General features: G+C 54.9%; 12 protein-coding genes. 5 read left to right on the top strand and 7 right to left on the bottom strand.

All coding sequences use genetic code 11. The annotated features are described in order from the left end of the window. Positions 1 to 65: 65 nt before the first annotated feature. The 4 genes from MC50_RS12845 to MC50_RS12830 form a co-directional block, all read right to left on the bottom strand. A complete protein-coding gene (locus tag MC50_RS12845; RefSeq protein WP_032689569.1) occupies positions 66 to 1313 on the bottom strand; it encodes a polysaccharide deacetylase family protein in 1248 nt (415 codons plus the stop codon). 62 nt (positions 1314 to 1375) lie between these two features. After that, complete coding sequence (locus MC50_RS12840) at positions 1376 to 1816, bottom strand: PTS sugar transporter subunit IIA (RefSeq protein WP_032697273.1); 441 nt, start codon at positions 1814 to 1816, stop codon at positions 1376 to 1378. Between the two features lie 119 nt (positions 1817 to 1935). Further along, on the bottom strand, positions 1936 to 2706 hold the full coding sequence (locus MC50_RS12835; protein ID WP_032689450.1) for an ABC transporter permease: 771 nt from the start codon (positions 2704 to 2706) through the stop codon (positions 1936 to 1938). After that, entirely contained in the window at positions 2703 to 3629 is a 927-nt protein-coding gene (locus MC50_RS12830) for an ABC transporter ATP-binding protein (RefSeq protein ID WP_004857993.1), read from the bottom strand. The genes MC50_RS12835 and MC50_RS12830 overlap by 4 nt, the downstream gene beginning before the upstream one ends. Positions 3630 to 3735: 106 nt before the next feature. On the opposite strand from MC50_RS12830, the gene can reads away from it, so the two are divergent. Then, positions 3736 to 4398, top strand: coding sequence for a carbonate dehydratase (can, locus tag MC50_RS12825; protein WP_032689451.1), 663 nt, complete (start codon positions 3736 to 3738; stop codon positions 4396 to 4398). A 61-nt stretch (positions 4399 to 4459) separates the two neighbouring features. Here the strand turns inward: can and hpt are convergent, their stop codons facing one another. Then, on the bottom strand, positions 4460 to 4996 hold the full coding sequence (hpt, locus tag MC50_RS12820; protein WP_015585135.1) for a hypoxanthine phosphoribosyltransferase: 537 nt from the start codon (positions 4994 to 4996) through the stop codon (positions 4460 to 4462). A gap of 202 nt (positions 4997 to 5198) precedes the next feature. Here hpt and MC50_RS12815 point away from each other — a divergent pair, with 202 nt between their 5' ends. Further along, positions 5199 to 7589 (top strand): glucose/quinate/shikimate family membrane-bound PQQ-dependent dehydrogenase, encoded by a 2391-nt coding sequence (locus MC50_RS12815; protein WP_032689452.1) that lies wholly within the window; start codon positions 5199 to 5201, stop codon positions 7587 to 7589. A 90-nt stretch (positions 7590 to 7679) separates the two neighbouring features. Here the strand turns inward: MC50_RS12815 and cueO are convergent, their stop codons facing one another. Beyond that, positions 7680 to 9305 (bottom strand): multicopper oxidase CueO, encoded by a 1626-nt coding sequence (gene cueO, locus MC50_RS12810; RefSeq protein ID WP_046853088.1) that lies wholly within the window; start codon positions 9303 to 9305, stop codon positions 7680 to 7682. A 146-nt stretch (positions 9306 to 9451) separates the two neighbouring features. Between cueO and MC50_RS12805 the strand changes: the two genes are divergently transcribed. The 3 genes from MC50_RS12805 to speD all read left to right on the top strand — a co-directional run bounded on the left by MC50_RS12805 (position 9452) and on the right by speD (position 11683). Continuing rightward, on the top strand, positions 9452 to 9799 hold the full coding sequence (locus MC50_RS12805; protein ID WP_015585138.1) for a YacC family pilotin-like protein: 348 nt from the start codon (positions 9452 to 9454) through the stop codon (positions 9797 to 9799). 205 nt (positions 9800 to 10004) lie between these two features. After that, positions 10005 to 10874, top strand: a complete 870-nt coding sequence (gene speE / locus MC50_RS12800; RefSeq protein WP_047664050.1) for a polyamine aminopropyltransferase — start codon at positions 10005 to 10007, stop codon at positions 10872 to 10874. A gap of 14 nt (positions 10875 to 10888) precedes the next feature. Beyond that, entirely contained in the window at positions 10889 to 11683 is a 795-nt protein-coding gene (gene speD, locus MC50_RS12795) for an adenosylmethionine decarboxylase (RefSeq protein ID WP_032689455.1), read from the top strand. A gap of 26 nt (positions 11684 to 11709) precedes the next feature. Here speD and MC50_RS12790 read toward each other — a convergent pair whose 3' ends face one another. Next, entirely contained in the window at positions 11710 to 12477 is a 768-nt protein-coding gene (locus MC50_RS12790) for a DeoR/GlpR family DNA-binding transcription regulator (protein WP_046853089.1), read from the bottom strand. Position 12478 lies beyond the last annotated feature (1 nt).

The following is a 12478-nucleotide window of genomic DNA, read 5'->3' as shown; positions in this document are numbered from 1 at the left end:
AGCCAGAACTTTGCGCTTGCATTTTCCGCTACCGTACGAGTTTTCAGCCCCGGACCAGCCACCATTTATCCCTGCGGCTGGTTGCTGATCAGCCGTGACATCGTCTCCAGCGAATCGGTCCGCAGAATATAGAGTCTTTTCAGTAAGAACGGGTTATCGCCCGGCTTCACCTTGCCTCTCACCGTGGTCACCGCCATATGAAAACCGGCGTCGTTCGCCGCCCTGACCGCCGTCGCGTTATAGCCGCCAAACGGATAAGAGAGATACAGCACGTGCGGATTAAACTGGGCCAGCGCGCGTCGCGAACGCTCAAAATCGAACAGCACATTATGGTAGCTGCGGCTTAACAGAATCGGATGATGCTGGGCATCAACCCGGTGCAGGAAGTGCGTATGGGACTGTATATCAAAAACGTCCTGAATCTGCTTGAGCTCGGAAACGCTCATAAACTGCAGCGATTTCGGCTCCCACTTCTGCGGGTGACGTTTGATACGCGATGAGATAATAAATGCCGTCGCGTGAAAGCCATACTGCTTCAGTATCGGGTACGCGTAGCGGTTAACCGACTTCAGACCATCGTCAAAGGTAATCACCACCGAGCGGGCCGGCAGATTGATTTTATTACGCAGATAGCCTTCCAGCTGATACATCGTCAGCGTGGTGTAGCCCCGATCGCGGAGCCAGGTCATCTGGTTGCTGAAGGCGCGTACCGAAGTCGTGGTAGAGGTGTGGCGAAAACGGGTGTTCTCTTCATCGCGCAGAATGTGATGGTAGGTCAGCATCGGGATACCGCGATCTTCCTGAGCATCCAGGCTACTGACCCATGCCAGCCGGTTACCCATGCGAATTTGAAACCAGGTCTGGTTGAGACGGTCTTTCAGCTTGCTGATAATGGGATAGCGCAGATTATTCGCCAGGGTGCCAAACGGCGCGCTGCCGACGGAAGGCGCATCGTACACCGGCGTATCTTTCCAGGTGAGCAGGTTCTGGTTACTCAACGGTTTATGCAAATCGCCGAGGTTGTCTTCAACCCGCTGCTTGCCCTGCACCGGTTCGAGGTGGCCTTTATCGATAAAGCCGGTGCCGAAACCGAAGCTGAATTCGTAATAATCGGCGGACGTCGGCACCACGGCGATAATTTGCCCGCCCCGAATGTTCCCCACGCTCACCACGTCATTCCCGACCTGCGCCCAGATAACCGCATCTTCCGTCGTCTGCATATAGCGGGCGGGGGTGCCCTGCTGGCTAAGCAGGCTGGCTGAAGCGCTGAGCGATGTCAGCAAAAGGAACAGGGCAACAATTCGGGCAAACATGCAGGTCGGACCGCTAGAGAAATCAGCCGCCATTGTAACAAAAGCGGCATCAATACCAATGCTTAATTGCCGAACGCATCATGGCGCAGGCGGAAAGGCGGATTTTTTTGCTGTTGGTGCCAGAGGCTGCTGACGACCGGGCCTCCACTGCTCACGATCGCGTCGCGAAACGCTTCGCTGCTCAGGGTGTCGCGCAGAAGATACATCCGCTCAAGTAATGGATAGCTGATACCAGAGATCACTTCACAATGGGTATGTTTATGGCTCATCAGGGCCGCCACGCGATAGGGAGGTGCCCCGGTGTGGTCGGTCAAAAAAATCACGCCATCGCCGCTGTCCGTGGCGTGCAGCGCATCGCACATCATCCGGCTCAACATATTGCTGCTAAGGTTACGCCAGTAATTTACCGCCCGGCATTGCGCCAGCGGGCCAAACTTTTTTTCCAGACGATCCAGCAGCTCCTCCGCTTTCTCATCATGACAGGTAATCACCCAACCCAACATAGACAGCCTCCTTAGCAGAGAAACACTGTAACAAAGGGGATGAGGCAGATGAGTGATGGCAGTCAAGATTAGCAAATAGCGCCTGGTCTTCAGGCCAGACGCTATTTGCCGACGCGCGGTTAGCTGCGCAGACCGCGTCCACGCTGGATCAGATACCAGCACAGCGCATAGAACAGAACAATAAAGACCACCAGTACGCCAAAGGTTGTAACCAGCGGAACATCGTTGATGCCGAGGAATCCGTAGCGGAAGCCGCTGATCATGTAAACAATCGGGTTGAGGTGCGACAGCGCCTGCCAGAATGGCGGCAGCAGGGTCAGGGAGTAAAACACCCCGCCGAGGTAAGTCAGCGGCGTCAGCACGAAGGTGGGGATCAGGCTGATATCATCAAAGGTCTTGGCAAAAACCGCGTTCAGCAAACCCGCCAGCGAGAAGAGGACTGCGGTCAGAATCAGCGTCAGTCCAACGAATAGCCAGGAATGCACCTGGAACGGCACGAAGAATAACGATATCGCGGTAACCAGAATCCCTACGCACAGCCCGCGCGCGACCCCGCCGCCAACATAGCCGGCGATAACCACGTGCGTCGGCACCGGTGCCACCAGCAGCTCTTCGATATTGCGCTGAAATTTCGCGCTGAAGAACGAGGAGGCCACGTTGGCGTAGGCGTTGGTGATCACCGCCATCATGATCAGACCCGGCACAATAAACTGCATATAGGTAAAGCCATGCATTTCACCGATCCGCGAGCCGATCAAATTGCCAAAGATGACAAAATAGAGGGTCATGGTGATCACCGGCGGTACCAGCGTCTGGATCCAGATACGCATAAAGCGGTGAATTTCCTTGGCCCAGATGCTTTTCAGCGCGACCCAATAAAGCTGCATCATGCTGATTCTCCTTTTCTGTCATGCACCAGCGTGACAAACAGCTCTTCCAGCCGGTTGGCTTTGTTACGCATACTTAACACCTGAACACCCTGAGCACTCAGCTGGGCAAATACGCTGTTAATCCCCTGCTCGCGCAGCACTTCGACTTCCAGCGTGGAGGTATCCACCAGCCGATACTGATAACCTTCCAGCGTCGGCAGCGGGCTTTTCGGCGCCAGATCGAGGATGAACGTTTCTGATTTCAACTTGGCAAGCAGCGCCTTCATTGAGGTGTTTTCCACCAGCTCTCCCCGTTGAATAATCCCGATATTGCGGCACAGCATCTCCGCCTCTTCCAGGTAGTGAGTGGTCAGGATGATGGTGGTGCCTTTATCGTTCAAATCCTTGAGAAAACCCCACATCGAGCGGCGAAGTTCGATATCCACCCCCGCAGTAGGTTCATCAAGGATCAACAGTTTGGGTTCATGCATCAACGCGCGGGCAATCATCAGGCGTCGCTTCATCCCGCCGGAGAGCATCCGTGCGCGTTCGTTGCGCTTTTCCCACAGATCGAGCTGTTTTAAGTACTTTTCGCTGCGCAGAAGCGCTTCTTTATGCTCAACGCCGTAGTAGCCGGCCTGGTGAACGACGATCTGCTGGACGGTTTCAAACGGGTTGAAGTTGAACTCCTGCGGCACCAGTCCGAGCTGACGCTTGGCATTTACCACGTCCTTTTGCAGGTCGTAGCCAAAGACGTTGACCTCGCCGGAGGTTTTATTCACCAGCGAACTGATAATGCCAATCGTGGTGGATTTCCCCGCCCCATTAGGGCCGAGCAGCGCATAAAAGTCCCCTGCTTCCACCTGCAGATCGATTCCCCGAAGCGCCTGAACCCCACCGGGGTAGGTCTTGGTGAGCTGTTTTAATTCCAGAGCAATGGTCATTAAATATCTCTTCTCGTGTCATGACACGCGATGGGTTGTTTTAAATAAAGTGAGGTTAACCTATATTAGCCCAACGCACTTACTTGGTTACAGGCCGTAAACGTCCATGAATGATATAGATACACTCATCAGCAATAATGCACTATGGTCAAAAATGCTGGTGGAAGAAGACCCCGGCTTTTTCGCGACATTGTCGCAAGCGCAGAAGCCACGCTTTCTGTGGATTGGATGTTCTGATAGCCGTGTTCCTGCGGAACGCTTAACCGGCCTTGAGCCCGGTGAACTGTTTGTCCATCGTAACGTAGCCAATCTGGTGATTCATACCGACCTGAACTGTCTTTCCGTGGTGCAGTATGCCGTCGACGTGCTGGAAGTCGAGCATATCATCATCTGCGGCCACTACGGCTGCGGCGGCGTGCAGGCGGCGGTCGAAAACACCGAGCTGGGGCTTATCGACAACTGGCTGCTGCATATTCGCGATATCTGGTTCAAACACAGCTCGCTGCTGGGCGAAATGCCCGAAGAGCGCCGGCTGGATACGTTATGTGAACTGAACGTGATGGAGCAGGTTTATAACCTGGGCCACTCGACCATTATGCAGTCGGCGTGGAAGCGGGGGCAGAAGGTCACCATCCACGGCTGGGCCTACGGTATCCATGACGGGCTGTTACGCGATCTTGATGTGACTGCCGTCAGCCGCGAAACCCTTGAACAGCGCTACCGTCAGGGAATTTCCAACCTCAAGAGCAAACACATCAACCACAAGTAACCCGCCCGCTTCAGAAAACCCCGGCAGCGCAGTGCGCCATCGTCCGGGGTTGCATAAAACCTTACTCGTCCAGCAGCACCACTTTGCCGACGTACGGCAGATGGCGATAGCGCTGAGCGTAATCAATCCCGTAGCCGACCACGAACTCATCCGGGATAGCAAAGCCAACAAACTCTACCGGCACGTTCACTTCACGACGGCTCGGCTTGTCCAGCAGCGTACAAATCGCCAGAGATTTCGGCTCACGCAGGCTGAGAATTTCACGCACTTTAGACAGCGTGTTGCCGGAATCGATAATGTCTTCCACAATCAAGACGTCTTTACCGCGAATGTCTTCATCCAGATCTTTGAGGATTTTAACGTCACGGGTCGTCGACATGCCGCTGCCGTAGCTGGAGGCGGTCATAAAATCGACTTCATGCGGCACCTGCACTTCACGACACAGATCGGCCATAAACATAAATGAGCCGCGCAGCAGCCCCACCAGCACCATTTCGCTGCCGCTGTCTTTGTAGCATTCGTTGATTTGACGACCCAGTTCGGCGATACGCGCTTTGATCTCGGCTTCCGGGATCATCACTTCTACAGTATGTTTCATTAAACTAACCATTTGATTCTTAAGATAAATCATCAACACCGCTGCGAATGCACCGACATTGACCGGCAAGCTATGCAGTATACCAGTAAAAAGAAATATGCGATGCAGGGAATAATAAAGCCCATTTTGTGATTCCGATCACACTTGTTAAATCCTATAATTAATTGCAATTAAAAAATTAACAAACAACGAGTGTCTTTCTATGGCAGAAACAAAGTCTCAACAATCACGGCTTCTCGTGACGCTGACAGCTCTCTTTGCAGCGTTCTGCGGCCTGTATCTTCTTATTGGTGGGGTATGGCTGGCAGCCATTGGCGGCTCCTGGTATTACCCTATTGCGGGCCTGGTCATGCTGGGCGTCACCGTAATGTTGTGGCGCGGCAAACGTTCAGCGCTGTGGCTCTATGCCGCACTGCTGCTCGCCACCATGATCTGGGGCGTCTGGGAAGTCGGCTTTGACTTCTGGGCGCTGACGCCGCGTAGCGATATTCTGGTCTTCTTCGGCATCTGGCTCATTTTGCCTTTTGTCTGGCGTCGTCTGCCGATCCCATCGGGCGGCGCGGTCGCCGGTCTGGTCGTTGCCCTGCTGATCAGCGGCGGTATCCTGACCTGGGCCGGTTTTCATGATCCGCAGGAAGTGAACGGTACCCTGAATGCCGATGCGACGCCGGCGGCGCCGATCTCCGCGGTAGCCGATGGCGACTGGCCGGCGTACGGCCGTAACCAGGAAGGCCAACGTTATTCACCGCTGAAGCAAATCAATGCCGATAACGTGAAAAACCTGAAGGAAGCCTGGGTGTTCCGCACCGGCGACCTGAAGCAGCCGAACGATCCGGGTGAAATCACCAACGAAGTGACGCCGATTAAAGTCGGCAATATGCTGTACCTGTGTACCGCCCACCAGCGTCTGTTCGCCCTTGATGCGGCTACCGGGAAAGAAAAATGGCACTTTGATCCACAACTGAATGCGGATCCGTCCTTCCAGCACGTCACCTGCCGCGGCGTCTCTTACCACGAAGCGAAAGCGGATAACGCGCCGGCTGACGTCGTCGCCAACTGCCCGCGCCGGATTATTCTGCCGGTCAACGATGGCCGCCTGTTCGCCATTAATGCCGACAACGGCCAGCTGTGCGAATCCTTTGCCAACAAAGGGATTCTCAATCTGCAGACCAATATGCCGGTTACCACGCCGGGGATGTATGAACCGACATCGCCGCCGATTATTACCGACACCACCATTATCATCGCCGGTGCGGTCACCGATAACTTCTCTACCCGCGAGCCGTCAGGCGTCATTCGTGGCTTTGATGTCAACACCGGTAAACTGCTGTGGGTGTTCGATCCGGGCGCGAAAGATCCGAACGCCATTCCGGACGATGAACATCACTTCACGCTGAACTCCCCTAACTCCTGGGCGCCGGCGGCCTATGATGCGAAGCTGGACCTCGTGTACCTGCCGATGGGCGTGACCACTCCGGATATCTGGGGCGGCAACCGCACGCCGGAACAGGAACGCTACGCCAGCTCGATCGTGGCGCTGAACGCCACCACCGGTAAACTGGTATGGAGCTATCAGACCGTTCACCACGATCTGTGGGACATGGATATGCCGTCTCAGCCTACGCTGGCGGATATCGACGTTAACGGCAAAACCGTTCCGGTCATCTACGCACCGGCCAAAACCGGGAATATCTTCGTCCTTGACCGTCGTAACGGCGAACTGGTCGTCCCGGCACCGGAAAAACCGGTTCCTCAGGGCGCAGCCAAAGGCGATTATGTCTCTAAAACTCAGCCATTCTCCGACCTGAGCTTCCGTCCGAAGAAAGATTTGACCGGCGCGGATATGTGGGGCGCCACCATGTTCGATCAGCTGGTGTGCCGCGTTATCTTCCATCAGCTGCGTTATGAAGGCATCTTCACTCCGCCGTCAGAGCAGGGCACTCTGGTCTTCCCGGGTAACCTGGGGATGTTTGAGTGGGGCGGGATTTCCGTCGACCCGAACCGTCAGGTGGCGATTGCCAACCCGATGGCGCTGCCGTTCGTATCGAAACTGATCCCGCGCGGCCCGGGCAACCCGATGGAACCGCCGAAAGATGCGAAAGGTTCCGGTACCGAATCCGGTATCCAGCCGCAGTATGGCGTACCGTTCGGCGTGACCCTCAACGCCTTCCTGTCGCCGTTTGGCCTGCCGTGCAAACAGCCGGCCTGGGGTTACATCTCCGCGCTGGATCTGAAAACCAACGAAGTGGTATGGAAAAAACGTATCGGTACGCCGCAGGATAGCCTGCCGTTCCCGATGCCGATCCAGCTGCCGTTTAACCTGGGTATGCCGATGCTGGGCGGCCCAATCTCCACCGCGGGCAACGTGCTGTTTATTGGCGCTACCGCCGATAACTACCTGCGCGCATACAACATGAGTAATGGTGAAAAACTGTGGCAGGCCCGTCTGCCGGCAGGCGGCCAGGCTACGCCAATGACCTATGAAGTGAATGGCAAACAGTATGTGGTCATCGCCGCTGGCGGCCACGGCTCGTTTGGCACGAAGATGGGCGACTATATCGTCGCCTATGCGCTGCCTGATGAAGCGAAATAAGCCCTGAGTAAAAACGCAGTAACAAAACAGAAGGCCCGGTGAACACCGGGCCTTTTTTACGCGAGCACAATCTCCCCGGCGAGGGGAAAACTAGACCGTAAAGCCGAGCATCATGCCGGTATCTTCATGTTCCAGCAGGTGGCAGTGCGCCATATAGGCATGCTCTTTCGACGCCTCGTGATCGAACTTCACCAGCACTTCACTGACGCCACCCTCAACCCGTACGGTATCTTTCCAGCCTGAACGATGCGCGGCAGGCGCAGCGCCATTCTCCGACAGGATACGGAACTGGGTACCGTGAATATGGAACGGGTGCAGCATCATGTCGCCTTTGCCGGAAATCACCCAGCGCTCATATTGCCCTTTTGCTGCGGCAAACATCGGCAGATTCATATCAAAGGCTTTGCCATTGATCCGGTTAGCATTATGGAAATCGAAACCGTCAGCGCCGTGGTTCATCTGCCCCATGCCGCCGTGGTTCATGTTCCCCATATCGCCATGATTCATCTGACCCTTGTCGCTCATATTGCCCATCATGGAATGGCCCATATTGCCGTGATCCATCATGCTGCCGTGGTTCATGCCGGACATCGCCTGGTTACCATATTTTTGCATCAGCGCCTGCATTCCCATCATATCCAGCATCGGATCCATCGACAGCTGGAGCGTGCGCTGAGTCAGCCCTTCCAGCGACGGCAGCGCCGGCATACTGACCAAAGAATCCGGCAGTTTGCCGGAGGCCTGGATAGTCAGCGGCTGGATGCGCAAGACCGGCTGCGGCTTATCGAACGGCGCGATCGCCATCCCCATCTGGCTCACCGGCAGCGTGATCAGATCGAAAGCTTTACCGTCGCGGGTATCGATCAGCACTTCAAAGCGCTCGCCCATTAACATCGGCAGTTCATTCACCTTCACCGGCTCGGCAAGCAGTCCACCGTCGCTGGCGATAACGTACATCGGCCGGTTATCGCTGGTGGAGAAATTCAGCGAGCGGGCGTTACAACCGTTGAGTAAACGCAAACGCAGCCAGCCGCGCGGCGCGGCGTGTTCCGGGTAAAGTGCCCCGTTTGCCAGCAAGGTATCGCCAAACCAGCCGACCGCCGCGCTCATGATGTCGAGCTGATAATCGATCTCCCCGGCAGCGGTAAAGCGCTTATCCTGCACAATCACCGGTACGTCATCGATCCCCCACTGCTTCGGCAACAGCAGCTGCTCGCTTTCTTCATCAGAAATCAGTACCAGTCCCGCCAGCCCCATCGCCACCTGACGACCGGTTTTTCCATGCTGGTGCGGGTGGAACCAGCAAGTCGCGGCCCGCTGGCTGGGGGTAAAGTTCACGCTGCGGGAGGCGCCAGGCGCAATGATCCCCTGCGGACCGCCGTCGACCTCACCCGGCACCTCCAGCCCATGCCAGTGTACGGTCGTCTCTTCGGCCAGGCGGTTGTGAATATCCACGGTCACCGCCTCCCCTTTTTTGAGCTTCAGCGCCGGCCCCAGCAGGTTTCCGTTGTAACCCCAGGTGGTCGCCTGATGCGGACCAAACTGCGTTTTTCCGGTCTGGATGGTTAATGTGATGCGATTACGTGCGTCGGCGGTCAGAAGATCGGGCACCGGCAGGGCCGGACGGCTGGCGGCGAAAACCGAACGGCTCCAGAGCGGCAGCGCGCTAAATACGCCGGCCGCCGCGGTTAATTTGATAAATTCACGACGTTGCATTTTCACATCCTTTTTATTCTGCTGGTGAACTTTTGAGCTTAAACCTTCCACCAACAGGAAGGTCAAGCAGAAGAGTAAGAATAAAGCTCTACGTAGTGTAAAGAAGTATGCTAACTTTGAGCGTCCGTGATTCAATGGTAGAGAAAATGAAGACGCTTTTCAGAACAATAGTGCTCGGCAGCCTGCTTGCTCTGTCCGCCAATAGCTATGCGTTAAGCGAGTCCGAAGCGGAAGATATGGCTGATTTAACGGCGGTATTTGTCTTCCTGAAAAACGACTGCGGTTACCAGAATCTGCCGAATACCCAAATTCGTCGCGCGCTGGTCTTTTTTGCTCAACAGAACCAATGGGATCTGAGCAACTACGACAGCTTCAATATGAAGGCGCTCGGTGAAGACAGCTACCGCGATCTCAGCGGTATCAAAATCCCCACGACCAAAAAATGCAAAGCGCTGGCCCGCGATTCGTTGAGCCTGCTCGCTTACGTTAAATAGTCCACCCGCCGGCCCGGACGCCATCCCGCCGCCTGTACAAGGTGGCCTGGTCTCCCCATCCCGCAGCCCGGCAATATTCCTGCCATTCAGCCCTGCGCCATGCGAATTGCTGAAATATCCACCGTGCATCATCATCTATAGTTGGCTATGATGTTGCGCTCGTTTTTTCGAGTGAACCGGACGTTCACAATGGAGGAATCCGCCCGTGGCTGATAACAATCTGTGGCATGAAACGCTGCACGACCATTTTGGTCAGTATTTTGCGGTTGATAATGTGCTGTATCACGAAAAGACCGATCACCAGGATTTGATCATTTTTGAGAACGCCGCCTTTGGCCGCGTGATGGCGCTGGACGGCGTGGTCCAAACCACCGAACGCGATGAGTTTATCTATCATGAGATGATGACCCATGTGCCGCTGATGGCCCACGGCCAGGCGAAACATGTGCTGATTATCGGCGGCGGCGACGGCGCGATGCTGCGAGAAGTCTCTCGTCACAGCACCATCGAAACCATCACCATGGTCGAAATCGACGCTGGCGTGGTCTCATTCTGCCGCCAGTATCTGCCAAATCACAACGCCGGCGCCTATGACGATCCGCGCTTTACGCTGGTGATTGACGATGGCGTCAATTTTGTTAACCAGACGACGCAAACGTTTGATGTGATCATCTCCGACTGCACCGACCCTATTGGTCCCGGCGAGAGCCTGTTCACCTCGGCCTTTTACGAAGGCTGCAAACGTTGCCTGAATCCCGGCGGCATTTTTGTGGCCCAAAACGGGGTCTGCTTTCTGCAGCAGGATGAAGCGATCGATAGCCACCGCAAGCTCGGCCACTATTTCAGCGATGTCAGCTTCTACCAGGCCGCGATTCCGACCTATTATGGCGGCATTATGACCTTCGCGTGGGCGACCGATAATGATGCCCTGCGCGACCTGTCCAATGAAATTATCCAGGCGCGTTTTCACAAAGCGAACCTGAAGTGCCGTTACTATAATCCGGCTATTCACAAGGCGGCATTTGCCCTACCGCAATATTTACAGGATGCGCTGTCCGCCAGCGATCTTCAGTAAGGGGGTGAACTAAATTGAAAAAACTGAAGCTGCATGGCTTTAACAACCTGACCAAGAGCCTGAGTTTTTGTATTTACGATATCTGCTATGTCAAAACGGCAGAGGAGCGCGATGGCTACATCGCCTATATCGATGAACTCTATAACGCCAACCGTCTGACCGAGATTTTGTCAGAGACCTGCTCAATCATCGGCGCCAACATTCTGAACATTGCTCGCCAGGATTATGAACCTCAGGGCGCCAGCGTGACGATTCTGGTCAGTGAAGAACCCGTTGACCCACAGCTTATCGACCAGACCGAACACCCGGGCCCGCTCCCGGAAGCCGTCGTCGCCCATCTCGACAAAAGCCATATCTGCGTGCATACCTACCCGGAAAGCCATCCGGAGGGCGGACTGTGCACCTTCCGTGCCGACATCGAAGTCTCCACCTGTGGGGTTATCTCACCGCTTAACGCGTTGAATTATCTTATCCACCAGCTGGAATCTGACATTGTCACTATTGATTATCGCGTCCGCGGTTTTACCCGTGATATCAATGGCATGAAGCACTTCATTGACCATGAAATCAATTCAATTCAGAACTTTATGTCCGAGGACATGAAAGCGCTGTATGACATGGTGGACGTCAATGTCTACCAGGAAAATATCTTCCACACCAAGATGCTGCTGAAAGAGTTCGATCTGAAGCACTACATGTTCCACACCAGACCCGAAGATCTCAGCGCCGCAGAGCGCAAGTCCATCACCGACCTCCTGTGGAAAGAGATGCGGGAAATTTACTACGCCAGAAATATCCCTTCCATCTGAACATCTGACGGCGCCTGCGGGCGCCGTTACTCGGGCTGAACCAGTTTGAGGGTAACATTCTGCTCTTTGAGCGCGTTCTGAACCGCCTGCGAGAGATTAACGTCGGTCACCACTTCGCTAAAATCGGCAAGCGGCGCCACGGTAAATAATGAATGTGCGCCATACTTGCTGCTGTCGGCCAGCAACACTTTACGCTGGGCGTTGGCAATGATTTCCTGCTTCAATCCAGCCTTCTCTTCCGTCGGTGTAGTCACTCCGGTTTCCGCACTCCACGAGTTACAGCTCATAAAGGCAATAGTCGGGAAAACGCTACGCAACATTTTGCGGCCATACTCACCAATGCAAGACTGACTGCTGTCATCAATTCGTCCGCCGACGATGGTCACTTCAATTTGTCTGAATTCGGATAAAAACAGGGCAATATGCAAGTCGACGGTTATAACCCGCAGCGGCAGATGGGTTAAGCACTTTGCCAGCTCCAGCATGGTCGTCCCGGCATCCAGAACCACCGCATCCCCAGGATGTACCAGAGAGGCAGCATAGCGCGCAATGGCTCTTTTTTCGGCAGGCGATCGCAGCTGCTTTTCATTCGTAGTGGGCTGTACAGGTTCAAAGCGGCGTAACGCTACGCCGCCATGGCTTCGACTGATAACGCCCTGTTCATCCAGTTTGATCAAGTCACGTCGGATAGTGGCCGGGGATGCATCCACCGCCTCAACCAGTTGCTCTACCGTAACCAGCGTATGGTTTTTCAGATACGCCACTATTTTATCCAGACGGTGTTGTCCTTTCATA

The organism is Klebsiella planticola (genome assembly GCF_000783935.2).
GTDB lineage: Bacteria > Pseudomonadota > Gammaproteobacteria > Enterobacterales > Enterobacteriaceae > Klebsiella > Klebsiella planticola.
Note: the sequence above shows the minus strand (reverse complement) of the source record. Positions and strands in the feature narration are given on the sequence as shown.

What these genes read in the sequence shown, in the direction of transcription:
- MC50_RS12815 (WP_032689452.1), top strand. Translation starts at nt 5,199, where the DNA reads ATGGCAGAAACAAAGTCTCAACAATCACGGCTTCTCGTGACGCTGACA.
- MC50_RS12845 (WP_032689569.1), bottom strand. Translation starts at nt 1,313, where the DNA reads ATGTTTGCCCGAATTGTTGCCCTGTTCCTTTTGCTGACATCGCTCAGC.
- MC50_RS12840 (WP_032697273.1), bottom strand. Translation starts at nt 1,816, where the DNA reads ATGTTGGGTTGGGTGATTACCTGTCATGATGAGAAAGCGGAGGAGCTG.
- MC50_RS12830 (WP_004857993.1), bottom strand. Translation starts at nt 3,629, where the DNA reads ATGACCATTGCTCTGGAATTAAAACAGCTCACCAAGACCTACCCCGGT.
- hpt (WP_015585135.1), bottom strand. Translation starts at nt 4,996, where the DNA reads ATGAAACATACTGTAGAAGTGATGATCCCGGAAGCCGAGATCAAAGCG.
- MC50_RS12805 (WP_015585138.1), top strand. Translation starts at nt 9,452, where the DNA reads ATGAAGACGCTTTTCAGAACAATAGTGCTCGGCAGCCTGCTTGCTCTG.
- can (WP_032689451.1), top strand. Translation starts at nt 3,736, where the DNA reads ATGAATGATATAGATACACTCATCAGCAATAATGCACTATGGTCAAAA.
- cueO (WP_046853088.1), bottom strand. Translation starts at nt 9,305, where the DNA reads ATGCAACGTCGTGAATTTATCAAATTAACCGCGGCGGCCGGCGTATTT.
- MC50_RS12835 (WP_032689450.1), bottom strand. Translation starts at nt 2,706, where the DNA reads ATGATGCAGCTTTATTGGGTCGCGCTGAAAAGCATCTGGGCCAAGGAA.
- MC50_RS12790 (WP_046853089.1), bottom strand. Translation starts at nt 12,477, where the DNA reads ATGAAAGGACAACACCGTCTGGATAAAATAGTGGCGTATCTGAAAAAC.